Consider the following 24636-nt stretch of genomic DNA (forward strand, 5'->3'; position numbering starts at 1 on the left):
GTCATTCCGTTTCGTCCACATTTTGTTCGGTATTTATCGCCTTTTAGTAATTATTTCGGTAGAATTAGGCGTCTAAATAGTAATTGAGATATTTTTATGAGTTCTACCCCAAACATTGGTTTTGTCAGTTTAGGTTGCCCAAAAAACTTGGTGGATTCCGAGCGCATTTTAACGGAATTACGTGCTGACGGTTATAACATTATCCCGAGCTATGAAAATGCCGATTTAGTTATCGTCAATACTTGTGGTTTTATTGATAGTGCGGTTCAAGAATCTTTAGAAGCGATCGGCGAAGCATTGGAAGAAAACGGGAAAGTGATCGTCACAGGTTGCTTGGGCGCTAAAGAAGATCGTATTCGCGAAGTGCATCCAAAAGTCTTAGAGGTTACCGGTCCGCACAGCTATGAAGCGGTGATGACACAGGTATATAAATATGTACCGAAACCGGAATATAATCCATATCTCAACCTAGTGCCGGCACAAGGGGTGAAATTAACACCGAAACATTACGCCTATCTTAAAATTTCCGAAGGCTGCGATCATCGTTGTACTTTCTGTATCATTCCGTCCATGCGCGGCGATTTGGACAGCCGTCCTATCACCCAAATTTTGGATGAAGCAAAACGCTTGGTTAATGCCGGCGTTAAAGAATTATTGGTCGTATCGCAAGATACATCCGCTTATTCCTTAGACCAAAGGCGCGAAAATCAAAATAAAACTGTCTTTTGGGACGGAAAACCGATTAAAAATAATTTAATCAGTCTATGTGAACAACTCGGTTCTTTAGGCATTTGGGTACGCCTGCATTATGTCTATCCTTATCCGCACGTAGATGATCTTATCCCATTGATGGCTCAAGGAAAAATCCTACCTTATTTGGATATTCCATTACAGCACGCCAGCCCGAAAATTTTAAAAGCAATGAAACGGCCCGGCGCCATTGAGAAAACTCTCGAGCGGATTAAAAAATGGCGCGAAATTTGCCCGCACTTAACCTTGCGATCTACCTTTATCGTCGGCTTTCCCAGCGAAACGGAGGAGGATTTCCAATTATTATTAGATTTCCTTAAAGAAGCGCAATTAGATCGTGTCGGTTGCTTTAAATTTAGCCCGGTTGAAGGCTCGGTTGCGACCACTATGCCGGATCAAGTACCGGAAGAGGTGAAAGAAGAACGCTTTCATCGCTTTATGCAATTGCAACAGCAAATTTCTGCAGCACGTTTGCAGCAAAAAATCGGACAAACCTTAAGTGTAATCGTGGACGACATTGATGAAGACGGGATTATTGGTCGCTCCATGGCAGATGCGCCGGAAATTGATGGTGTAGTTTATGTTGAAAACCGTTCGAATTTGGAAGTAAAAGTAGGGCAATTGATTTCCGTGACCATCACCCAAGCCGATAATTATGACTTGTGGGGAACATGTTAAACCTATCAGTTACAACACTTAGAAACAATTTATGTCAGAAAATACGAATTCACCAATCCAAACCAAAGGCGAAAGCAAAACGCAAGCCTACGACCAAGAAAAAGGTCTGAAATTACAGTGACACTAGTAAAAAAATGGTTGGTGGAAAGTAGTTTAAAGCCTTATGTTACAGGCTTTAAACCACTATTTTTAAATTAGGGGGTGTCCTCAAATTTCCTTTAAACATCTCTACGTAAAGACTGTTTTCGATAGATGAATAGACGTAAACATGAAAATGCTGCAGTCATTTTGTTTACATTTACTCACTATGTGGCTGTTTTGGCGGTAACGCCGGTAACAAAAACAGTTCAATGAGTTTATTTTGTTTATGCTGACTTAGATGACTTTTTCTCATTGGGTTATCTTAACTGAAATATAGTTTTTAGTTGTTATCTAGGTCAGCCCCTTAAGTTATACTATTTTGCCAATTTTGCACGGATATCAGAGGCAAGCTGTAGGCTGACTTTCTCAAAGTGCGCCAATTGTTTTTCTACTACTGCAGGATCAGTAACTTCCGCTAAACTTGCAGCAAAGTTGCTTGCCAAGCGAGATTTTTGGTTCGTATCGAAAAGATGATACAACGCCGCTGGTTGGCTGTAGTAATCTTCATCATATTCACGGAAATCAAAATGTGCGGCTTCGCGTTCCAACTGCAATGAAAGCTGATCATGCGTTGGAACATAAGTATCAAAACGGTTTGGTGCATAGTTCGGATGTTCTCCACCGTTATTATCCACGCGCATTGCCCCATCTCGGTGAGTAGTATGGTATGGACATTTCGGTGCATTAACCGGAATTTGATGGTGATTTACCCCGAGACGATAACGTTGCGCATCTTGGTAAGAGAACAAACGACCTTGGAGCATACGATCCGGCGAGAAGCCAATTCCGGGCACGATATTAGACGGTGCAAATGCGGCTTGTTCCACTTCGGCAAAATAGTTTTGTGGGTTACGATTTAATTCCAACACACCAATATCAATAACCGGATATTCTTTGTGTGGCCATACTTTAGTTAAATCAAAGGCATAATTATGTTTCGCAGCGTCTGCTTCCGGCATAATTTGGATTTGCACATTCCAGCGCGGGAAATCCCCTTTAGCAATAGCTTCATATAAATCTTGTTGGCTGGATTCACGATTTTCACCAATCACTCTTGCCGCTTCTTCATTGGTAAAATAGCGATGTCCTTGTTGGGTTTTGAAATGGAATTTCACCCAAAAACGCTCATTGTTGGCATTAATAAAACTATAGGTATGACTGCCATAACCATTCATATGACGCAATGACGCCGGAATACCGCGATCGCTAAATAAAATCATGATTTGATGCATGGATTCAGGATGGCGAGACCAGAAATCCCACGCCGCCGTAGCATCACGTAGGTTTGTTTGCGGATTGCGTTTTTGTGTATGAATAAAATCAGGGAATTTAAGCGGATCACGAATAAAGAAAACCGGCGTATTATTACCCACTAAATCCCAGTTCCCTTCTTCAGTATAAAATTTTAAAGAGAAACCGCGTACATCACGTTCCGCATCCGCCGCACCGCGTTCCCCTGCCACGGTTGAAAAACGCAATAACACTTCCGTTTTTGCACCCGGCTTAAATACTGCCGCTTTGGTATATTGTGTTATATCTTCGGTCACCGTAAATGTCCCATATGCGGCAGAGCCTTTAGCGTGAACCACACGTTCAGGAATGCGCTCACGAGCAAAATGCGCTAATTTTTCTTGAAACCAAACATCTTGTAGCAATAACGGGCCTTTCGGACCGGCTGACATGGTATTATCGTTATCTACAACCGGTGCGCCGGCGGCATTCGTTAATGTTTTAGATTGATGATCAAATGGACATTTTGACATAAATTTACCCCTTTTTTCTTGTATTTACGATTTTGGATTAACAATCTGAAATCAAATGAGCGACTGCTCATAGTTGATTATAGTATTATCCGGAAAACGAAGGCAATCTATCAGTTTAATCGAACTTGACGATTAAATTTCAATTATTGAACTATTAAAACTATCAAAATAATTTGATATAGACAAAAGTGTGATCAGTTTTCTATCTATAGTTTGTGCTTTATGGCAGCATATAGCAAAATTTTAGCTAGACTCTTCACATATTTAACCCATTTCAAACCATATATTCGGTACAATACCGATATGAATTAAGTCGTAGACCAAGTGCACAGTTATCAGCCGTTATTAGCGAAAAATAGGATTCAACAACGTATGTCTAGAAAAGGAAAAAGCCTAGATGATAATGCAACAATAGAAAGTTTTTTCGAACGAATGAATACAGAACATGTTTACGGAAAACCTTGAATATATTGATAGACTCAAACAGGCAGTCCATGACAATCGACGTTACTATAATGAAGAACGAATTCAACTAAAACTAAAAAAACTGACTCCGATACAATATCGAAATCAGTCCTTTGAATGATTGTCCGGCTTTTTGAGAGCAGATCAAAAAACATACGTTTTTTACATAAAAAGTGCGGTTAACTTTTGAAAAGTTTTCTAATTTCTACCGCACTTTATTCCTCTTAGTAACAAATATCCTGCACCACAAATTGAAGTACGTGTCGAGCGGCACGTCTGGCTTTACTCTGTTTTAAGCGTCTTATCCGTGCGGTGCGTTGTGATAAATTATTAATTGTACTTTTCTTTTTCAAAAATGTTTTGCGTTTAAGCATAATATACCTCTAGTCTTTTTCATTATTGTTGTTATTTTTTAATTCATTTTCATTTGATACGGGCTCCTGTGACACTGTCGGAGCTTCTGCCGGCGTTACATTTTCTTCCTGCAAGTTTTGCTGAACACGATAATAATTCATGATACTATTCATATAGCGACGGATATTTTCCACATATTGATAAGCTTCGTAGCCACGCGCATAACCATATTTCAAATGGGTATAATAGCGTTTCTCCGCCAATAACGGTAAATTTTTCTTTACATCCAACCAATTATCTTGATTGCCGCCCAAATTTTTCGTCAAACGGCGCGCATCCAATAAATGCCCTAAGCCCATATTATATGCTGCTAAAGCAAACCAAATTCGATCTTCTTGCATAATACTATCAGGCAGTTGCGATAAGAGTAAATGCAAATATTTCGAACCGGCTTTGATACTTTGTTCCGGATCTAGACGATTGGTGATTTTCATTCGATCGGCGGTGGCTTTGGTTAACATCATCATACCTCTCACACCGGTCGGCGAGGTCGCCTCTGGATTCCAGTGGGATTCTTGATAAGCAATGGCTGCCAATAACCGCCAATCCAAATCACCGCGATATTTTTCAAATAAAGCAGCAAATTTGGGTAACACCGTCTCAATTGCATTCAGATAGGAACGCGTATCTACATAATCAAATTCAGCCAAGTGACTAAAATATTTTTCTTCAATGCGAGCAATCAGACCGTTTTCAATGGATTGATTCATAAAATCCAACAATGCCGCTTGCAATTCACTATAAGCATGATTAACCAAATACCAATGTACCGTAGCTTCATCCGCCACATCAAACGCAACAGCAATTTGCGGTTTAATCTGCTGCGTAACAGAAACATTGATGGAATTGGCAATAGTGTAATCTAATTTACCTTCGGCGACTTGTAACAATAACTCTTCCGGTGATCGATCCGAGACTGTCCAAGTTAAATTAGGCAATTTTCCTTTTAATTCGGATAACAAGGTATTGATTTCCGAACCTTTTGAAATAACTAATTTTCCATTTAGCCCGTTTAAGGAAGAGGGACGAGTTTTGCCTTTTTGATAAACCAATTGCCAAGAAGCCGAGTAATATGCCGGTCCCAGTTGAAAATGATCAATTTTCTGCTTTTGATATAATAAATTTGCGGCCGCAATATCAATTTTGTGGCTTGTCAATGCAGAAAATAATTCATCCTCAGTGGACATAGGAACAATATCTAATTCAACATTAAGATACTCGGCAAAGGCTTTTGCCAGTTCATATTCCAATCCTGCCGGACCGTTTGAACCGATAAAATAAGATACCGGATTATTTATTGTTCCAACGACGAGTTTACCTCGAGTTTGAATGGCAATATAAGGGTTTTCTTCCGATTGCATGATCCGTTGCCAAGGAAATACCATGTCAATCGCCCAAAGCAGCAATGCGACAGCACAAATCAGTCGAATAAATAAACCTTTCAAATACGACTATCCTATTTTCAATTGATTATATTGTTTCTTCATTAGATGGCCAAGATGTGACCACCGCCTTTACCAAGGTCGCCAGTGGGATCGCAAAAAATACCCCCCAAAATCCCCATAAGCCACCAAAAACTAAGACCGCGATGATAATGGTTAACGGGTGTAAATTCACTGCTTCGGAAAATAAAAAGGGAACCAGTAAATTTCCGTCCAAAATTTGGCTAATCACATAAATAATTATTAAATACCAAAATGCTGAGGTATCTCCAAATTGAAACGCTGCAACCAACACAACAGGAATCGTTACTAATACAGCACCGATATAAGGCACCAGTACCGATAACCCCACTGCAACCGCCAACAACAACGGATAATTTAAACCGAAAAATAAAAAGATGGCATAGGTCACCCCGGCGACAATCAAAATTTCCAACAATTTACCGCGGATGTAATTGGCGATTTGCACCTGCATTTCCATCCAAACTTTAGAAGCTAACCCGCGATTACGTGGCAAAAAACCGCTGATGTAGGTCATCAACTCCTTTTTATCTTTCAATAAAAAGAAGATCATTAAAGGAACTAAAAACGCATAAATCCCCAAGGTCACCAAGCTAAGCAAGGAACTGACCGAAAGTTTTAGCGCCGATTCCCCGGCACCCAGTATTTTTTCCTTGATAGTACTGAATACCGAATCGACCATTTGATAATCCACCAATTCAGGATAAGATTCCGGCAGCGATAATAACCATTCATTCAACTTATTAAACATATGCGGCAAATCGCTAAACAAATTCACGGTTTGGTTAACCAACATTGGGATCACAATCAATGCGGTCAGCAATGCCACGCCGATAAAACCGCCTAAAATGAAAATTGTCGCTAACATGCGCGGAAACTTTAATTTTTCATGTAAAATACGGATCGGCCATTCCAATAAATATGCCAACACAATGGCGATTAATAGTGGTGCTAAAATATCGCTGAAAAAATAGATCGCAATAAAACAAAACAGTAAAATGGTTAATAACGCCATCGCCTGCGGATCCGTAAAGCGGCGAATGTACCAATTTTTCAACATTTCCAGCATAATTAATTTTTCCCTCGTTCTAACCGCAAGATTTTTAAGCGATTATAAGGTAAAATGAACAAAATTTATATCAGCAAAGGAATTTTTCTATGAGCATTACGATCTATCACAACCCCCGTTGTTCTAAAAGCCGAGAAACGCTTGCCTTACTGGAACAACAACATATTCAACCCGAAATTGAATTGTATTTGCAAAAACAGTATTCCGTAGAGCATTTGCAATCCTTGGCACAAAAATTACAAATTGACGACATTCGCCACATGATGCGAACCAAAGATGAACTTTACCGTTCGCTGCACTTAGATGATCCCAATATTACGCAACAACAGTTATTACAAGCCATTTCCGATCATTCTGCTCTATTAGAGCGCCCGATTGTAGTGAATGGCGACAAAGCAAAAATTGGACGTCCGCCGGAAAATGTTTTAGCGATTCTATAAATTTCATCTATAATAACGCCCGCTCAACGCGAGCGTTATTATTTATTTTCATTCAAAGAGAGGACATTATGACTAAGAAAAATCGTCAATCCTCGTCGCAACTACTTGATATACAAACACAAACGGTATATCAACATCAGCGCGGCGTTATTAAAGATAATGCATTGCATGCATTATTACACGATCGTTTATTTCGTCAACGCATTGAGAAAAAACGGAAAGGCAAAGGCAGCTACCAAAGAAAAGCCAAACATGTCATAAAATATGTTGAAAAGCCCGATTATCAGATTTTTGATTTCAGAAATTTAATAATCGGGTTTTTCTTAATAAACAAAATGCAAACAGACTAAACGAGGTAATACTATGTCAGTTAAAACCGAAATTTTATTTAATCATGAGTGGAATGTGCGGATAAGCGATCCGGGTGAAGAAGGGGCAAACAGCCATTTTTTTGAAAAAGTGTATATCACCTTAGTGGCGCACATTGCCAATGATAACATCAGCTACGAATTTATTCGTAAAGTAGAAGATCAAGTAAAAATTGACCGCACTTTCACGGAATTAAACGAGTTATTTAAATTCTTAAGCGATTATTTAGACGCGGTTTCACTCGGCTTACTCGGCGTAAAAATCGGACAACTCGGCGAAAAAGCGGAATAACAAAACGCTCATCAAAATAAAAGTGCGATTAAAAATTTATAATTTTTCAATCGCACTTTTTCATTAAATCAACTAATCGCTTTCTTTTTCATCCATTTTATGCAATTTTTGTTTATAGGCATAACTGCCCCATAAAGCATAAGCCAGCGCTTGTTTTTTCATTTCTGCCGGAATATCCGTCGGAATAAGTTCGCCGCTTTGCGGGTGATAAGTATAGCCTTTGGCCTCTTGGGATTGTTGCAAAATCGCTACACGATCGCCGCGCATATAAGCAAAGGTTTTATCAAATTGAATTAACGCACGATTCGGATCTTCTGCTTTGGTTAAATCATAGCCTAACATTGGATAATTGCCACTCGCACCGACCAATGATAATAACGTGGTCGGCATATCAATTTGGCTTACCAAACGAGCATCACGTTTGGTGTCGATTCCTTCGCCTAAAATTAATGCCGGAATATGGAAATGTTTCACCGGCACCAAACTGCTACCGTATACGCGGGAATCATGATCGGCGATCACTAAAAAAACCGTATCTTTCCAATAATCCGCCTGTTTTGCCAATTTAAAGAAATGCCCCAAGGCATAATCGGCATATTTTGCCGCATTGTCGCGAGTTTGTTTCGGTTGGTCGTATAACTCAATTTTGCCATCCGGAAACTCAAACGGATCGTGGTTGCTTGAAGTAAAAACGAGGCTGAAAAACGGTTTACCTTGTTGGTGTAATTGTTTAAAAGTTTCATCCGCTTTATCAAATAAATCTTCGTCGCTTACGCCCCACGTTGCCACAAATTTTGGATTTTTATAATCAGTCTGATCGATAATTTGTTGAAATCCGTTACCATAGAAGAAATTTGCCATATTATCGAAATGTTTTTCGCCGCCATAGATAAATGAGGTGTGGTAACCTTGTTTACCCAAAAATTCAGCAATGGAGAAAAATCCGTGCTGGCTGCCGGAAAGTTTAACCACCGCACGCGCCGGCGTTGGCGTAAATCCGGAGATCACCGCTTCAATACCGCGTACGGAACGGGTACCGGTGGCGTAGAGATTTTCAAATAACCAGCCTTCTTTGGCTAATTCATCAAAATTCGGCGAAAGCGGTTTACCGCCTAATGTGCCGATAAATTGCGCACCTAAACTTTCTTCCAAAATAATGACTAAATTTTTTGGTTTTCCTTGATAGGTGGCTTGGTTATAGGTCAAGGTTGGAAGTGCGGTCGAAATATAATCCGTTTCTGCACGTCCACGCGCTTGTTTCAAAGTATTGACAACCTCTGCCAATTCCATTCGGCCATAGATCTCTGATGAATTTTCTTCATCTTTCATTTGTTGTACAGCAAAAATCACCGAATACCCTGAGTTTAATACCAACGAATTTACTAAAGGATCGGAAGAAAATGCCACCATAGCGGGGTTGATACCGCGGTGTTGAAAAGTTGAACGTCCACCGATAAAGGTTAAAAGTCCGACAATAACAAAAAAGACGGGACGCCAATACCATTTCGGATACACCAAATCTTGTGTCACTCTGCCGGAGACTTTCCAAAAGAAAGTCGCGAATAAAACAGTTAAAATCGGCGTTGCCACTAACGCGAACAGATGCCCGTTCGCCAACATGGTAAAGACTTCTTTTGGATTAACCAAATATTCCACAAATAAAATATTCGGACGGAAATCATAGGTTTCGATAAATGCCGGAGTAGCAATTTCCATAAAAATAATGAAGATACTCGCGATCGTTAACCATAAGCGGATAAACACTAACGCGACATTGCCGACCGCATGATGACCGGTAAGAAAAAATGCCGCCACAATCGGCACGGAAAACAGCCAACACAAGCTGGATACGTCAATTCGTACCCCTTGCAGCAATAGCTGTCCCCAACCGTCAACCGCATTCACCCGCTTGCTTTGCCATAACCCTAAACCGATTCGGCTAAGCGAGAGAATGATTAAATTCAGTATGAAAAAAATAATGATTGGATACATCGAGCCGAGGAAGGATCTCATGGAAGACATTCAAAAATTCCTTGTAAATAACAAATTAGACGAGCCATCTTGTAATAAGTTCATCTAGGTGAAAAAAATGGATTCCGGTTTACACTAAAATCCACTTTTTTTGACCGCACTTTTATGCTTTTTCTACTTCTAAGCGTTCAAACACCAGCACGCGGTGTTCCAATTTGCGTAAAAGTAGCGTGGTAATTCCGGTGATGATCAGATAAATCAGACCGGCAATCCCATAAATGGTCAACGCATCATATTCCGTTCCGTATAAACGTCTGGCATACCCCATAATATCCAAAATAGTGATTGTTGATGCCAATGAGGTGCCTTTAAATACTAAAATAATTTCGTTACTGTAAGATGGTAACGCACGTTTTAAGGCGAAAGGAACCAAAATTTTTAAGGTCTGCCAACGCGTTAATCCTAAGGCGGCACAACTTTCCCATTGTCCTTTGGAAATGGCTTTCACGGCGCCATAAAAAAGCTGCGTCGAATACGCCGCACTGTTTAACGCCAGCGCTAAAATCGCGCAAAACCAAGCACTGGACAGCAATGACCATAAGGGACCTTCCGTAATCCAAGTAAACTGGGCAGGTCCGAAATAAATCAGGAAAAACTGAATAAGCAGCGGCGTTCCGGTAAAGACGGTTAAATACAGATTAATCAGACGACTTATCGCTTTATTATTCATGGACAATAAAAAAGTCAATCCAACCGCTAGGACAAAGGCGATCACCAACGAGACGACCGTCAACATCAAACTCGCCGGAATGCCTTGTGCGATAGTCATAAAATAGTCTTTAAACATTATTTTCCCCCTCTTTCAAAGCGGGTAAAACGCCACTCCAATTTACCGATAAAATATTGGCTGATTAACGTGATCATTAAATAAATCAAGGCGGAAAAACCGTACCAAGTGAACGGCTCTTGGGTATTGGTATTAATTAATTGCGCTTGGCGCATAATATCGTGTACACCGATTAAGGAAACTAATGCAGTATCTTTTAATAACACCAGCCATTGATTGCTTAACCCCGGCAAGGCATGACGCCATACTTGCGGCATCACAATATTGACAAAAGTATAGGCACGACTTAATCCTAACGCGGCGCCGGATTCCCATTGTCCTAAGGGAATCGCTTGAATTGCACCACGCAAAGACTGCGAGGCGTAAGCTGCAAAAATAATGGACAATGCTACTACACCGCAAATAAATGGACCCAGTTCAATATATTTTCCGGTAATCAGTTGCAAAATTTCAGGCACACCGAAGTAAATTAAAAATACCACTAAAATTTCCGGAAGGCCGCGTAATAACGTGATGATAACCGAAGTTGGTTTGCGCACACATTGCCATTTGTTGGTTTCCAACACGACAAAAAGGATGGAAAGCACCAGCCCTAATAATAACGAACAAACCGCTAACCCTAAGGTCATTAGGGTTGCGGTGTACATTAAAGGAAGATAATCAAAAAACATAAAGATTATTTAGTCATCCATTTATCATAAATTTTTTGGTATTCACCATTGGCTTTAATTGCTGCCAAACCTTTATTTAAACTGTCTAACAAGGCAGTATTTGATTTGTTTACTGCAATACCCAATCCATTATTAAAATAGCGTTTGTCAGTCACACGCTCACCCACGAAAGCTAACTCAGGATTTTTGTTAATCATATCTCTTAACACATCTGTATCACCAAAGATCAATTGGATACGTCCACCTTTTAAGTCTTTGATCGCATCTTGTAAACTTTGGTAAGAGCTGGAAGTATATTGGGTCGCTTCTTTGGTCGCATATTGTTCATAAGTGGTACCGATTTGCACACCGATATTTTTCGCACTCGCTAAATCCGCTTTATCTTTCACCCCAACAAAACTGGCGGAACTTTCATAGTAAGAATCACTAAACGCGACTTGTTTGGCACGCGCTTCGGTAATATCGATAGCGGAAATTGCCGCATCAAATCCACGACCTTTGATTAAAGATGGGATTAACGCATCAAAAGCTTTCGCTGTGAAAGAACAATTCGCTTGAATTTCTTTACAAATTGCAGTTGCGATATCCACATCAAAACCAATAATTTCGCCTTGCGTATTGGTCATTTCAAACGGAGGATAGCTCGGCTCCATGGCAAAGGTGATATCTTGTGCGCTCGTGGCAATGGCTGATCCTGCTAAAAGGGTCGCTAAAAGAAGTTTTTTCATAATAAATTCCTTAATAAGAGTGAGATAGATATTGTTTAAATTGTTCTGTTTGTGGATGTTCAAAACAACTTGTATCGCCCATTTCCACAATATGCCCTTGCTCCATATAGACAACTTTGGTAGCAACTTTTCTCGCCATTGCAACCTCATGGGTTACAATCACTTGAGTAATTCCGGTTTCTTGTAATTCCTGAATAATTGAGATAATTTGCGCGGTAATTTCAGGATCCAATGCGGCTGTCGGTTCATCAAACAACAACACTTGCGGTTTCATCATCAAAGCCCGTGCAATCGCCACACGTTGTTGCTGCCCCCCGGATAAATGCAACGGAAAACGCTCGGCGAACTCTTCCAAACGCAAACGAGAAAGTAATTCCATTGCCTGTGCCTTGGCTTGCTCTTTATCCAAATTCAATACTTTAATAGGCGCTTCAATCAAATTCTCAATCACGGTTAAGTGTGGCCATAAATGATATTGTTGAAAGACCATACCAACATCTTGGCGCAACTGACGCATTTTCTTCGGATTGGCTATCGCAACGGATAAATCAAATTGATTGTTAGCAATCATCAACTCGCCGGATGTCGGTACTTCCAGTAAATTTAACGTACGAATAAGGGTACTTTTCCCCGCACCGCTCGGACCGAGTAACACTAAGGTATCGCCATCTTCCGCACTTAAATTAATATCAAATAAGGCTTGAGACGAACCATAAAAGAAGTTTAAATTTTTAACACTAATTGTCATTTTGTAATAAAGAGATCTCTGCTTTTATCGAATTGTGGGTATAGTATTATTTTTTGCATACTTATGCAATAGTAGCACATAAAAATTTAATATTTGCTAAATAATTTTATATTAATGAAAACAGATTTTCTTTCTTCCATAACCCGTGCCAATTATCATTTGGATATGACTCCCAACACGCTATGTGACTTGGTTGTCATATATTAAAATAATAAGAATTGCTATATGTATAGCGCGATTTGATTTCCTTTTCTAAATCGAATCGCACGATCAACTGCATCCTCAAGTAAACGTTTTCTCGTATTGCTTTTCATCATCGCTACCAAAAATTTGTGCGTAGATTAGGTTTAATTTTCTACGGGTATTTTAGTTAATGATTGATCTAAGACAATGTTCTAATTATTTATTTTTGTATAATAAAAACCTTAAATAAGTTGTTTAGCTATAGTTTAGTATTTCAACAGGTTAATAATTGAGAGATTTTTATCGTATTTGAGGGATTTTGATGAAAATAATCCAAACAATAAAACGCATCTTTTTTACTAAAAAATTTGCCGCTTTGCTGTTAGCGGCAATTGTGGGAGCAGCCGGTTGGCAGTTATTTAATGATGGTCTTGAATATACCAGTCAAGAGGAGTTTTGTGTCAGTTGTCATTCTATGCAGCAACCGCAACAAGAATTAAAACAGACCGTGCACTGGTCCAATGCCAAAGGGGTAACAGCAACTTGTGCGGATTGCCACTTGCCGCATGACAAATTAAACAAATATATTCGCAAAGTACAAGCATTAAAAGAAGTTTACGCCGAAATGACCGGCAAATTTGCCGGCGAAGGAGAATTTGACAAGCATCGTTTGGAAATGGCGGAGCGGGAATGGGCAAGAATGTCGGCGAATGGTTCTAAAGAGTGTAAAACCTGCCATAACTATCAACGAATGGATTTTACAAAAATGTCAGCGTCGGCACGTAATGCGATGAAACCTGCTGCAGAAAGAGACCAAAGTTGTATTGATTGTCATAAAGGTATTGCGCACCATCTGCCAAAAGCAACAAAAAATACTGATATGGGAACACCATCTAAATTTGAACATTTGGTAGTAAATTCCTTAACTCCTGCGAAAAACTATTATACGAAAAGTAAAGTTGAGCTGTTCGCTGATGAAGCAATGACACAAAATATCGGGAATTTGGAAACAGCTGTTCCAGTTACTTTTGTGAAAGCCGGTGAGAAAGCTGATTTAATAGAACTGAAAATGTGGCGTAAAGCAAAAGGATTTGGACGTATTTGGTACAATGATTTCGGCAAGAATATTACCGATGCAATATTAAGTAAGGCGTTTATGTCATCAACTCCTCAGTTTGAAGTAATAGAAAGTAAAGATGATCCAATTACCGGATTAACTTGGCAGAATGTAAAAATGCAAGCATGGATTGCAAAATCAAATCTGATTGAAAATATTAGTGCAGTTTGGGAAGACGCTGAAAATAGTTATAAAACACAATGTAGTACTTGTCACAGGCAGCCGGAAGTTACCCACTTTGATTCTAATACTTGGATTGGTTTATTTAAAGGAATGGTCGGGTTTACTAATATGAACAAAGGAACCGCCAATGAAGTGCTGCGTTATTTACAAATGCATTCTTCAGATTTTAATTCACATGCTGAAAATATGCCTAGTGAGAATAAATAAGGAATATACAATGGAACAATCTCGTCGTCAGTTTTTAAAAAATATGTCTGCAATGGCAGCGACTTTTACCATGCCAAACTTTCTTATCGCAAAAAATGCCGTTGAGAATACAAAAATGTCTGAATGGAAAATAAGCGGTTCTCATTGGGGGGCAATTCGTGCAAAAGTGGTAAATGGAAAAGTCAGTGACATACAACCATTTGAGTACGATAAGTATCCTACTGAAATGATTAAAGGGATTAAGGGACTGATTTACAGTAAATCAAGAATTCGTTACCCGATGGTAAGATTAGATTGGCTAAAAAAACGCCAAAATAGCGATGTAACGCAACGCGGTGATAATCGCTTTGTACGTGTAACTTGGGATGAAGCTCTTGATTTATTTTATGAGGAGCTTGAACGTATTCAACAAAACTACGGTCCATGGGCTTTGCATACCGGTAATGTTGGTTGGCGTTCAACCGGTCAATTTCACAGTTGCGGTAACCATATGCTTAGAGCAATTGGAATGCACGGACACAGTGTCGGCACAATGGGGGATTATTCAACCGGTGCAGGACAAACTATTTTGCCTTACGTACTGGGTTCGACCGAAGTTTATTCGCAAGGTACTTCTTGGGAAATCATCTTGCAAGAAAGTAAAAATATTATCTTTTGGGCAAGCGATCCGGTGAAAAATTTACAAGTTGGTTGGAATTGTGAGACTCACGAAGCTTATGTTTATTTAGAAAAATTGAAACAAAAGGTTGCAGAGGGAAGCATTAATGTCATTTGTGTCGATCCGGTAAAAAGTAAAACACAAAATTATTTAGCCTGTACCCACCAATATGTTAATCCGCAAACTGACGTAGCATTCATGTTAGCTCTTGCTTATACTTTATATATTGAGAATTTGTATGATAAGCAATTTATTGACATGTATACTATTGGATTTGAGAAATTTCTACCCTATTTATTGGGCGAAAGCGAAGATAAAGTCGCAAAAACTCCGGAATGGGCAGAGGAAATTTGCGCCATTCCGGCAGAAGATATTCGCCAATTTGCTCGTATGTTAGTAGCAAAACGTACCCAACTCATTTTTGGTTGGGCAATTCAACGTCAACAACATGGTGAACAACCATACTGGATGGGGGCGGTACTCGCAGCAATGTTAGGGCAAATTGGTCTGCCCGGCGGAGGAATAAGCTATGCACATCATTACAGTTCCATTGGCATTCCCGAGTCCGGTGCAGCAATGCCGGGATCTTTTCCTCTCAATATAGATGAAGGGCAACAACCAAAGTATGATAATACAGATTATAAGGGATACAGCGCCGCAATTCCTGTTGCAAGGGCTTCCGACTCCCTACTTTTTGCGGGAAAAACCATTGATTACAATGGTCAAAAAATTGTATATGCGCCTTATAAAATGGCGATTTTTACCGGCTGTAACCAATGGCACCGTCATTCAGAACGCAATAAAATGAAACGTGCTTTCCAACAATTGGAGACTATTGTATCAATTAACTATAGTTGGACTGCAACCTGTCGTTTCTCCGATATTGTACTTCCCGCCTGTACACCGTTTGAGAGAAATGATATTGATTCTTATGGTTCATACAGCAATCGCGGCATTATTGCTATGCAAAAACTGGTTGATCCGTTATATCAATCTCGTTCGGATTTTGAAATTTTCCGAGAGCTTTGTCGACGGTTTGGTAAGGAAAAAGAATACTGTCGCAATATGGATGAAATGGATTGGGTTGAGAAACTTTACGAAGATTGTCGCAAAGAAAACCAAGGAAAATTTGATATGCCTCCGTTTGATCAATTCTGGCAACAAGGTTATATATTATTTCCACAAGGAAAACCTTGGGTGCGTCATGCTGACTTCCGCGAAGATCCGGAATTACATGCCTTAGGAACGCCGTCAGGATTTATTGAAATCTTTAGCAATAAAATAGCCGGTTACGGTTATGCCGACTGCAAAGGACACCCGATGTGGTTTGAAAAAACAGAGCGTTCTCACGGAGGTCCGCAGTCAGATAAATTTGACTTTTGGCTTCAATCGGTTCATCCGGATAAACGTTTACATTCACAGTTGTGTGAATCCGAAGAATTACGCAATACGTATACGATACAAGGACGGGAACCGCTATTTATCAACCCTGAAGATGCAAAAAAACGAGGCATTCAACATGGCGATCTTGTTCGTGTATATAACGATCGCGGACAAGCAATCGCCGGTGCGCATATTTCAGATAATATGTCTGTAGGTGTACTGCGTTTACAAGAAGGTGCTTGGTACTCTCCGTTGGATGAAAAAATCGGTGCTATTGATACTTATGGTGATCCAAATACGATGACGCTCGACATCGGCACATCCCGTTTAGCTCAAGCTGTATCTTCTAATACCTGTTTAGTTAATATTGAAAAATATCAAGGCGATGCACCACAACCTACCGGTTTTAACGGACCAATTGAAATTGAATTATGATAGCATTATCCTACGAAGAAAAAGCTTTCATCTATTCATGGCTTAAAAATCTTTTAAGTCATGAATTGACGGAAGAACAATTAATACAATATCAGCAAGGCGAATTTTCCCCACTGTTTGATTTTCTATCTGCAGAAGGTATGGTGGAGGAAACGCAGTTAATCCGTAATGAACTGATGAAATTACGCAAAATTCCATTTTCACATTTAGAATTAGCTGCTGATTTTTCCCAACTTTTTCTGTTAGATTTGACTGCCAGCGCACTTCCTTACGCCTCGGCTTATTTAGAAAAAGATGTCTTAACCGAGCATTTAGCTTTTTTAGACAAATTATTATCGACCTTACAACTTGCTATCAATAAAGTGACCAAAGAACCGAGTGATCATTTAGCAGTATATCTTGAAATCTTGATACATTTAGAAAAAAACAATGATAATGCTCAAGTTGTCCATTTTATTAACGCCTACTTTTTGTCATGGTTAAAACCGTTCTATCATAAAGCATGTTCAATTCACACTCAGACCCGTTTTTACCAATATGTCATTATGTTACTAATTACATTGTTGACAAAACGAATAGGCTAGATGATCCCGTCACAATGATTCACCCATCTTTCATTTGGTGATATGTCGAATTTGAACCGACTTTAACTTGAATTTAAAGTCGGTTTGATTTTTCCTGACAATTAAGCCGCTTTTGCCATTTCAAATTCAATCAACATCATCAAAATATGGATGACTTTAATATGAATTTCCTGAATGCGATCAGCGTAACGAAAATGTGGTACACGAATTTCTACATCCGCTAATCCTGCCATTTTGCCCCCGTCTTTACCGGTCATAGCAATGACTTTCATGCCTTTTTCTTTTGCTGCTTGAATAGCATTCAACACATTTTTTGAATTCCCTGAAGTGGATAAACCAAATAGCACGTCACCTTTTTGCCCCACCGCTTCTACATAGCGAGAAAACACATAATCATAGCCAAAATCATTACTCACACAACTTAAATGACTCACATCAGAAATCGCAATCGCCGGATAACCCGGGCGGTTTTCCCGATAGCGACCGGTTAATTCTTCGGCAAAATGCATTGCATCACAATGAGAACCGCCATTCCCGCAAGACAATACTTTGCCGCCTTGTTTAAAACTATCAGAAATTAACAGCGCTGCCTGTTGAATTAATTTCATATTATTTTCATCATTAATAAATTTATTTAATACATCTTGTGCTTCTACCAATTCAGCTTTGATTTGAGCTAAGTACATAAATGACTCCTTTATTTTGTGTAAAATACTGTCCTGATTTTACGTGATTAACATGCATTATTCCAGTAACTGTTTTAGCAAATTCTCGATGAATTCCAACCGCACTTTATGCTCGTTCAGCGGTGTATTAAAACGGAATTTTGTCGGACCATCAAATTTAAACACAGCCGGTTGTTGTTGAATTAACGTAATAAATTTCATTGGATCCGAATCCGCATTTGCCGCAAATTCAATAAATCCGCCTTGTAAAGTGGCATCAATTTTCGTAATTTTTAACACTTTCGCCGCCAGACGCAATTCTGCAATACGCATTAAATTTTTTGCTGCTTCCGGTAATAATCCAAAGCGATCAATAAGTTCCACTTTCAGTTCATCCAATTGATGTTTATGGCTCACACCGGCAATACGTTTATAAAAAGACAAGCGCATATTCACGTCGCCTAAATAATCTTCCGGTAATAATGCCGGCAGCCGCAAATCGATTTCCACTTGTTGTTGCGTCAATTCATCCAAAGACGGTTCGCGCCCCTCTTTTAACGCATTGACCGCACTTTCCAACAATTCCATATACAACGCAAAGCCGATACTTTCAATTTGCCCGCTTTGCTCATCTCCCAACAATTCACCGGCGCCGCGAATTTCCAAATCATGAGTCGCCAACATAAAACCGGCGCCCAAATTATCCAAGCTTTCCAACGCTTCCAAGCGCTTCAATGCATCTTTAGTCATCACTTTTGGATGTGGCGTTAATAAATAAGCATAGGCTTGATGATGTGAACGACCGACGCGCCCGCGTAATTGATGCAATTGCGCCAACCCAAAATGATCGGCGCGTTCAATAATAATCGTATTGGCGGTTGGCACATCAATCCCGGTTTCAATAATCGTCGAACAAACCAATACATTAAAACGCTGATGATAAAAATCCGACATCACTCGTTCCAACTCACGTTCGCGCATTTGCCCATGCCCAATCGTAATCCGTGCTTCCGGTATAAGTGCGGTCAATTTTTCTGCACAATTTTCAATACTCGCCACATCATTATGCAAATAATACACCTGTCCGCCGCGCAAAATTTCGCGCAAAATCGCCTCGCGCACTACATTATCGTCTGCTTGGCGCACAAAGGTTTTGATACTCAAGCGACGTGCCGGTGGCGTTGAAATAATCGACAAATCGCGAATTCCGTTCATAGCCATATTTAAGGTGCGCGGAATCGGCGTGGCGGTGAGAGTCAAAATATCAATATTGGCGCGCAATTGTTTAATTTTTTCCTTTTGACGTACGCCAAAACGGTGTTCTTCATCAATGATCAGCAAACCGAGATCATGAAATTTCACATCGGATTGGATCAATTTATGTGTTCCGATCAAAATATCGACTTTCCCTTCCGCCAAATTTTGTAAAATTTGTTTCTGCTCCTTGGCAGTCTTAAAGCGTGATAAGACTTCTACATTCACTGGCAAATTAGCAAACCGATCCTTAAAATTATCATAATGTTGTTGCGCTAATAAGGTGGTCGGCACCAACACTGCCACCTGTTTATGGTTCATTACGGCTAAAAATGCCGCGCGCATTGCCACTTCTGTTTTGCCAAATCCCACATCACCACACACCAAACGATCCATGGCTTTCGGCCGGCACATATCAGCAATTACCGCATTAATCGCTATCTCTTGATCTTGGGTTTCTTCAAATGGAAATGTGGCGGAAAATTGGCGAAATTCGTCGCGATCATAGTGAAACGCAAACCCTTTTTTCGCTTCCCGTTGAGCATACATGTCTAATAATTCTGCTGCTACATCACGGATTTTCTCCGCCGCTTTGTGTCGTGTTTTAATCCAAGCATCACTGCCCAATTTATGCAATGGTGCGGTTTCATCCGAACCGCCAACATAACGACTGATCAAATGCAAGGACGCCACCGGCACATATAATTTGGCTTGGTTTGCATAATTTAATAGCAAATATTCTGCCGCCGTTCCCGCATTTTCCAAGGTGACCAAACCACCATAGCGCCCCACCCCGTGTTCCAAATGTACGACCGGTTGCCCAATTTTTAATTCGGCCAAATTGCGAATAAGGGTATCCGGATTGACGGATTTTCGTTTATCGCGTGTCCGTTGCTGCACCCGCTCGCCCAATAATTCCGTTTCACAAATCACCGCCAAAGGCACCTCTTGTTCGAGAATAAAACCTCGATCTAAGCGACTGACAAGTAAGTTAATTTTCTCTTTTGTTGTCGAAAAATGGGTTACTTGTTTCGGGTTTAATTTTAACGGTCGCAGCAAATCCAACAGGGTTTCTCGCCGTCCTTCCGTTTCTACGGAAAATAAAAGATTGCCGGAAAATTGTTCGATAAATTGTCGCAACAATTGCAACGGTTCTTTTTGTTGCGATTGAATAGTCAGTTGGGGTAAGGTTTGCAGTGGTAAATTTTTCTGCCGCACAGAGGTTCGCACTTTTTCCGTTTTTAAACTCAAGCGTGGGTAATATTTGAGTTGGCGGTTGACATCTTCTAGGGGCAACCACAACTGATCCGGAGGCAATAGCGGGCGCATCGGATCAATGCGGCGGCTTTCAAAACGTTGCTGCGCATCTTGATAAAAACGCGCGCCTTGTTCTTGCAATTGTTCCAATTCAACAAATAGCGTATGTGTCGGCAAATAAGAAAACAAGCTTGCCATTTGATTGAAAAATAAAGGTTGCCAATACTCAATCCCTGCAGCGAAGGTGCCTTTACTAATCTGTTGATAAATATGTTCCGGATCGCGACGGATTTCACCGAATGTCTCCCGAAATTGAGCGCGGAAAAATTCGATCCCCTTGTTATCTGTTGGAAACTCGCGTGCCGGCAGTAAATTAATTGCCTCAATTTCCGTTTGTGTGCGCTGCGTATCTACATCAAAAATACGGATACTGTCGATTTCGTCATCAAAAAAATCTAAGCGAAAAGGCACTGCACTTCCCATGGGAAACAAATCCAACAAGGCGCCGCGCACTGCATATTCGCCATGTTCCAAGACTTGCTCCACCGCGCGATAACCGGCGTTTTCCAATTGCAAACGCAATTTATCAATCAGCAAATTATCGCCTTTTTTAATTAATAAAACGTTTTGTTGTAAAAAATCCGGCGGACATAATCGTTGCATCAGCGTGGAAATGGCTAAAATCAAAAAGCCTTGTTTGACATTTTGTAAATAAAATAAAGCACTTAAGCGTGCCGACGTAATATTTTGGTGGGGCGAAAAATTATCATAAGGCAAAGTTTCCCAATCGGGAAAAAAGGTGACCGGCAGACAAGTAAATTCCGTTAAAACTCGCTCTAAACGTACCGCACTTTTCGTATCCGGCGTCACCACTACCGTTAAGCCGGCATATTGTTCAGCAATTTCGGCGATAGCAAGACTATCAGCGCCGGCAAGTACGTTGCCGATAATTTTATGATCTTGCGGTTGAATGGGAATATCGAGATTAAAATACTTCATAAGTGCGGTCAAAATTTACTTAATTTACAAATAAGGTGTTAGTTTAACGGAAATTCAGCGCTTTTTAAACGATTAAGCGCACGAGTGCAATAACTCGCGTGGCAAAATAAAACTACAACAACTTTTTTCCCACTTCGCTACTGATTTACCGCTGCGCTTTGTACTGTTCTAAAGCGTGTTTTACCAAAGTTTGCCGTTAAACCTCGTCCTTTAGGGAGGTGATATTTAAAGCCTTGTTGTGAGAGAAACCAAATAACCATTTCTCGGATTGCATGTTCATTTTCAACCGCTAATGGCGTTTTTGACATGTCTTTTCCCGTTTTAAGCCAAAAAATAAGGGAAATTGATACGCCAATTTCCCTTTATTTTCTACATTAATGATCTTTCTTTTCGAAATAAATCCACTCTGCCACTTGTTTAGCAAAGTAGGTCAAAATGCCATCCGCACCGGCACGCTTAAAGCAAAGCAAGCTTTCCATAATCGCCTCTTTTTCTTTTAGCCAGCCATTTTGAATTGCCGCCATCAACATAGCGTACTCGCCGGAAACTTGGTAGGCAAACGTCGGCACGCCAAAATAATCTTTCACGCGATACACCATATCCAAATAAGGCATTCCCGGTTTGATCATTACCATATCCGCCCCCTCTTGCAAATCCAATGCCACTTCTTGCAAGCCTTCGTTGCTATTGGCGGGATCCACTTGATAGGTTTTCTTATCGCCGCCTTTCAAATTTGCCGCCGAGCCGATCGCATCGCGGAACGGTCCATAATAACAAGAAGCATATTTAGCGGAATACGCCATAATTTGCGTATTAATCCATCCCTGTTCTTCAAGTGCGGTGCGAATTTTGCCAATTCTACCGTCCATCATATCACTTGGCGCCACAATATCCGCACCGGCTTGTGCATGAGACAAAGCTTGTTTTACCAACACTTCTATGGTGATGTCATTTAACACATAATTATCGTCATCAATAATGCCGTCTTGCCCATGCAGCGTGTAAGGATCTAACGCCACATCAGTTAATACTCCTAATTGCGGATAATGAGATTTCAGCGCTTTTACCGCACGTTGCACCAAGCCATTAGGATTATAGGCTTCTTCCGCCATCAATGATTTTTTATCTTGTTCCACCACAGGGAACAACGCAATCACCGGCACACCGTATTTCACCAATAATCCCGCTTCAATCAATAATTGATCAATGGTTAAACGTTCAACCCTCGGCATGGACGGAACCGGCTCACGATAATTTTCACCTTCAATAATAAACACCGGATAAATTAAATCATCCACCGTTAACTTATTTTCCGCCACTAAACGACGACTAAAATCATGTTTGCGTAAACGACGTAAACGACGAGTCGGAAATCCGGTAAAAATTTGTTTTGTCATAATCTTCTCTCCAAATATGAAAGGCATTTACCTTTTTACTTTCTTTTGTGATGTTTATTTCTCATTAACGTTTTCCGCGCGTTCATCTTCCTCGGCATCATCTTCTTCATCCTCTTTCGAGCGATAGAAACGGGCGCAAATAACGCCAACTTCAAATAACAAACACATTGGCACCGCGAGTAACGTTTGTGAAATCGCATCCGGCGGCGTTAGCAACATGCCGATAAAAAACGCAGCAACGATAATATAAGGACGTTTTTTCTTCAAATCTTCCGGCGTCGTCACCCCGGACCAACACAGCAAAATAATCGCCACCGGCACTTCAAAACACACACCGAAAGCCAGGAAAATTGCCAACACAAAATCCAAATAACTGCTGATGTCTGTGGCAATAGCAACGCCCTCCGGCGCCGTTTTGGTCAAAAAGGCGAACACCAACGGGAAAACCACATAATAAGCAAACGCCACACCCAAATAAAAGAGCAAGGTACTGGAAAATAGTAAGGGATAAACTAAGCGTTTTTCATGTTGATACAACGCCGGCGCCACAAACGCCCAGATTTGATAAAGTAAAAATGGAACAGAAATAAAAATAGCCACCACCGCAGTCAATTTAATCGGCGTAAAAAATGGGGTAGCGATATTGGTCGCGATCATGGTCGCCCCCGCCGGCATAACTTCCAATAAAGGCGAGGCAACAAAGTTATAAATATCGTTAGAAAAATAAACTAACGCCAAAAATACTAAAGACACAAAAACGACGCTACGCAACAAGCGGTTGCGTAACTCGAGTAAGTGAGTGATTAGCGGTTGAGTTTCTTCAACAGTCATAAATCTTCTCGTAGGTTATGATTTTTCTGACGGGGTCTTATTGGATGGAGATAACTCCATTAACGCTTCATCTTCGGGATAATATTGCGTCGCGCTAAGCGTAATCGGATCTGCTTGTTCGGCAAGTTCGGCTTGTTCCTCCGGCGAAAGTGCGGTGGTTTTTGACGAAGTTTCAGCAAGATGCTCCGCCGGCTGAATTTTAACCGGCGCCGTCGCTGCAGTACTTTGATCTTCAACCTGTTGCACTTTCGACCGCTCTTCAATGCTTGGCGCCACGGCTTTTGCTGCGTTTTCCGCCGCTGTTGAATGACTTGATTGAATTGCCGCTTTCAACGCTTTTGCTTGTTGTTCAAAGCTGGTATTGGTTTCCGCTGCTTTTTTCTCTAAGTCAGCTTTAATTTTTTGCGCAGACTCACGCAACTCCTCCACCGTTTTATTTAATTCCGGCGAAAGCTGTTGTAAATTTAGGTGTTCCGCTTTTTTGATGCTTTCTTGCAATTCCTGCAATTTCAATTCTTGGCTTAGCTCGTTTTGCACATTCGCCGCCAAACCTCGAATGGTACGCACCCAACCCATCACAGTGCGAATTGCCACCGGCAACCGTTGCGGACCAAGTACGATCAAGCCCACAATAAATAGAACAACTAATTCTGAAAAGCCGATATCAAACACGAA

At 40.5% G+C, this 24636-nt stretch carries 22 protein-coding genes and 1 pseudogene; 8 read left to right on the forward strand and 15 right to left on the reverse strand.

All coding sequences use genetic code 11. The annotated features are described in order from the left end of the window. The first annotated feature begins 96 nt into the window (after positions 1 to 96). Positions 97 to 1428 (forward strand): 30S ribosomal protein S12 methylthiotransferase RimO, encoded by a 1332-nt coding sequence (rimO, locus tag CFY87_RS05390; RefSeq protein ID WP_094946226.1) that lies wholly within the window; start codon positions 97 to 99, stop codon positions 1426 to 1428. Between the two features lie 208 nt (positions 1429 to 1636). Here rimO and CFY87_RS11520 read toward each other — a convergent pair. Both CFY87_RS11520 and CFY87_RS05395 read right to left on the reverse strand, forming a co-directional pair. Then, positions 1637 to 1822: pseudogene (locus tag CFY87_RS11520) on the reverse strand (IS1595 family transposase); the annotation flags it as partial. A 61-nt stretch (positions 1823 to 1883) separates the two neighbouring features. Next, entirely contained in the window at positions 1884 to 3332 is a 1449-nt protein-coding gene (locus CFY87_RS05395) for a catalase (protein WP_094946227.1), read from the reverse strand. Positions 3333 to 3777: 445 nt separating this feature from the next. Between CFY87_RS05395 and CFY87_RS12685 the strand changes: the two genes are divergently transcribed. Next, positions 3778 to 3918 carry an IS3 family transposase gene (locus CFY87_RS12685; protein ID WP_094946228.1) on the forward strand — a complete coding sequence of 47 codons (141 nt, stop codon included), beginning with the start codon at positions 3778 to 3780 and terminating at the stop codon, positions 3916 to 3918. 262 nt (positions 3919 to 4180) lie between these two features. Here the strand turns inward: CFY87_RS12685 and mltF are convergent, their stop codons facing one another. Both mltF and CFY87_RS05410 read right to left on the reverse strand, forming a co-directional pair. Then, positions 4181 to 5656, reverse strand: coding sequence for a membrane-bound lytic murein transglycosylase MltF (gene mltF, locus CFY87_RS05405; protein ID WP_094946229.1), 1476 nt, complete (start codon positions 5654 to 5656; stop codon positions 4181 to 4183). Positions 5657 to 5681: 25 nt separating this feature from the next. Next, the gene (locus CFY87_RS05410) at positions 5682 to 6743 is read right to left on the reverse strand and encodes an AI-2E family transporter (protein WP_094946230.1); all 1062 of its coding nucleotides are present in this window, start codon (positions 6741 to 6743) and stop codon (positions 5682 to 5684) included. An 89-nt stretch (positions 6744 to 6832) separates the two neighbouring features. Here CFY87_RS05410 and arsC point away from each other — a divergent pair, with 89 nt between their 5' ends. The 3 genes from arsC to CFY87_RS05425 all read left to right on the forward strand — a co-directional run bounded on the left by arsC (position 6833) and on the right by CFY87_RS05425 (position 7843). Then, on the forward strand, positions 6833 to 7183 hold the full coding sequence (arsC, locus tag CFY87_RS05415) for an arsenate reductase (glutaredoxin) (RefSeq protein ID WP_094946231.1): 351 nt from the start codon (positions 6833 to 6835) through the stop codon (positions 7181 to 7183). Between the two features lie 68 nt (positions 7184 to 7251). Further along, on the forward strand, positions 7252 to 7533 hold the full coding sequence (locus CFY87_RS05420) for an alternative ribosome-rescue factor A (RefSeq protein ID WP_094946232.1): 282 nt from the start codon (positions 7252 to 7254) through the stop codon (positions 7531 to 7533). A 13-nt stretch (positions 7534 to 7546) separates the two neighbouring features. Continuing rightward, positions 7547 to 7843 (forward strand): DUF5377 family protein, encoded by a 297-nt coding sequence (locus CFY87_RS05425; RefSeq protein ID WP_094946233.1) that lies wholly within the window; start codon positions 7547 to 7549, stop codon positions 7841 to 7843. Between the two features lie 72 nt (positions 7844 to 7915). Here CFY87_RS05425 and CFY87_RS05430 read toward each other — a convergent pair whose 3' ends face one another. The 5 genes from CFY87_RS05430 to artP form a co-directional block, all read right to left on the reverse strand. Then, positions 7916 to 9865 (reverse strand): LTA synthase family protein, encoded by a 1950-nt coding sequence (locus tag CFY87_RS05430; RefSeq protein WP_094946234.1) that lies wholly within the window; start codon positions 9863 to 9865, stop codon positions 7916 to 7918. 112 nt (positions 9866 to 9977) lie between these two features. After that, a complete protein-coding gene (gene artM, locus CFY87_RS05435; protein WP_094946235.1) occupies positions 9978 to 10661 on the reverse strand; it encodes an arginine ABC transporter permease ArtM in 684 nt (227 codons plus the stop codon). Further along, positions 10661 to 11332 (reverse strand): arginine ABC transporter permease ArtQ, encoded by a 672-nt coding sequence (artQ, locus tag CFY87_RS05440; protein WP_094946236.1) that lies wholly within the window; start codon positions 11330 to 11332, stop codon positions 10661 to 10663. The genes artM and artQ overlap by 1 nt, the downstream gene beginning before the upstream one ends. 5 nt (positions 11333 to 11337) lie before the next feature. Next, on the reverse strand, positions 11338 to 12060 hold the full coding sequence (locus CFY87_RS05445) for a transporter substrate-binding domain-containing protein (RefSeq protein ID WP_094946237.1): 723 nt from the start codon (positions 12058 to 12060) through the stop codon (positions 11338 to 11340). A gap of 10 nt (positions 12061 to 12070) precedes the next feature. Continuing rightward, entirely contained in the window at positions 12071 to 12808 is a 738-nt protein-coding gene (gene artP, locus CFY87_RS05450; protein WP_094946238.1) for an arginine ABC transporter ATP-binding protein ArtP, read from the reverse strand. Between the two features lie 505 nt (positions 12809 to 13313). Between artP and torC the strand changes: the two genes are divergently transcribed. The 3 genes from torC to torD are packed head-to-tail and all read left to right on the forward strand — an operon-like array spanning position 13314 to position 17558. Then, the gene (torC, locus tag CFY87_RS05455; RefSeq protein ID WP_094946239.1) at positions 13314 to 14498 is read left to right on the forward strand and encodes a pentaheme c-type cytochrome TorC; all 1185 of its coding nucleotides are present in this window, start codon (positions 13314 to 13316) and stop codon (positions 14496 to 14498) included. A 10-nt stretch (positions 14499 to 14508) separates the two neighbouring features. Beyond that, a complete protein-coding gene (torA, locus tag CFY87_RS05460) occupies positions 14509 to 16974 on the forward strand; it encodes a trimethylamine-N-oxide reductase TorA (protein ID WP_094946240.1) in 2466 nt (821 codons plus the stop codon). Beyond that, a complete protein-coding gene (gene torD, locus CFY87_RS05465; RefSeq protein WP_094946241.1) occupies positions 16971 to 17558 on the forward strand; it encodes a molecular chaperone TorD in 588 nt (195 codons plus the stop codon). Before torA ends, torD begins: the two co-directional genes overlap by 4 nt. A 101-nt stretch (positions 17559 to 17659) precedes the next feature. Here torD and lpcA read toward each other — a convergent pair whose 3' ends face one another. From lpcA to tatB, 6 genes are all read right to left on the reverse strand, one after another. Continuing rightward, positions 17660 to 18244: a D-sedoheptulose 7-phosphate isomerase gene (gene lpcA, locus CFY87_RS05470; RefSeq protein WP_094946242.1), complete on the reverse strand. Its 585-nt coding sequence runs from the start codon at positions 18242 to 18244 to the stop codon at positions 17660 to 17662. A gap of 57 nt (positions 18245 to 18301) precedes the next feature. Continuing rightward, positions 18302 to 21733 carry a transcription-repair coupling factor gene (mfd, locus tag CFY87_RS05475; RefSeq protein WP_094946243.1) on the reverse strand — a complete coding sequence of 1144 codons (3432 nt, stop codon included), beginning with the start codon at positions 21731 to 21733 and terminating at the stop codon, positions 18302 to 18304. A 137-nt stretch (positions 21734 to 21870) separates the two neighbouring features. Next, on the reverse strand, positions 21871 to 22041 hold the full coding sequence (locus CFY87_RS11685) for a response regulator (protein WP_158216615.1): 171 nt from the start codon (positions 22039 to 22041) through the stop codon (positions 21871 to 21873). 66 nt (positions 22042 to 22107) lie between these two features. Then, positions 22108 to 23130, reverse strand: coding sequence for a porphobilinogen synthase (gene hemB / locus CFY87_RS05480; RefSeq protein ID WP_094946244.1), 1023 nt, complete (start codon positions 23128 to 23130; stop codon positions 22108 to 22110). 54 nt (positions 23131 to 23184) lie between these two features. Then, positions 23185 to 23961, reverse strand: a complete 777-nt coding sequence (tatC, locus tag CFY87_RS05485; RefSeq protein WP_094946245.1) for a twin-arginine translocase subunit TatC — start codon at positions 23959 to 23961, stop codon at positions 23185 to 23187. A gap of 15 nt (positions 23962 to 23976) precedes the next feature. Next, on the reverse strand, positions 23977 to 24633 hold the full coding sequence (gene tatB / locus CFY87_RS05490) for a Sec-independent protein translocase protein TatB (RefSeq protein ID WP_094946246.1): 657 nt from the start codon (positions 24631 to 24633) through the stop codon (positions 23977 to 23979). Positions 24634 to 24636 lie beyond the last annotated feature (3 nt).

It is taken from the genome of Actinobacillus seminis (genome assembly GCF_002263215.1).
Classification (GTDB): domain Bacteria; phylum Pseudomonadota; class Gammaproteobacteria; order Enterobacterales; family Pasteurellaceae; genus Actinobacillus_B; species Actinobacillus_B seminis.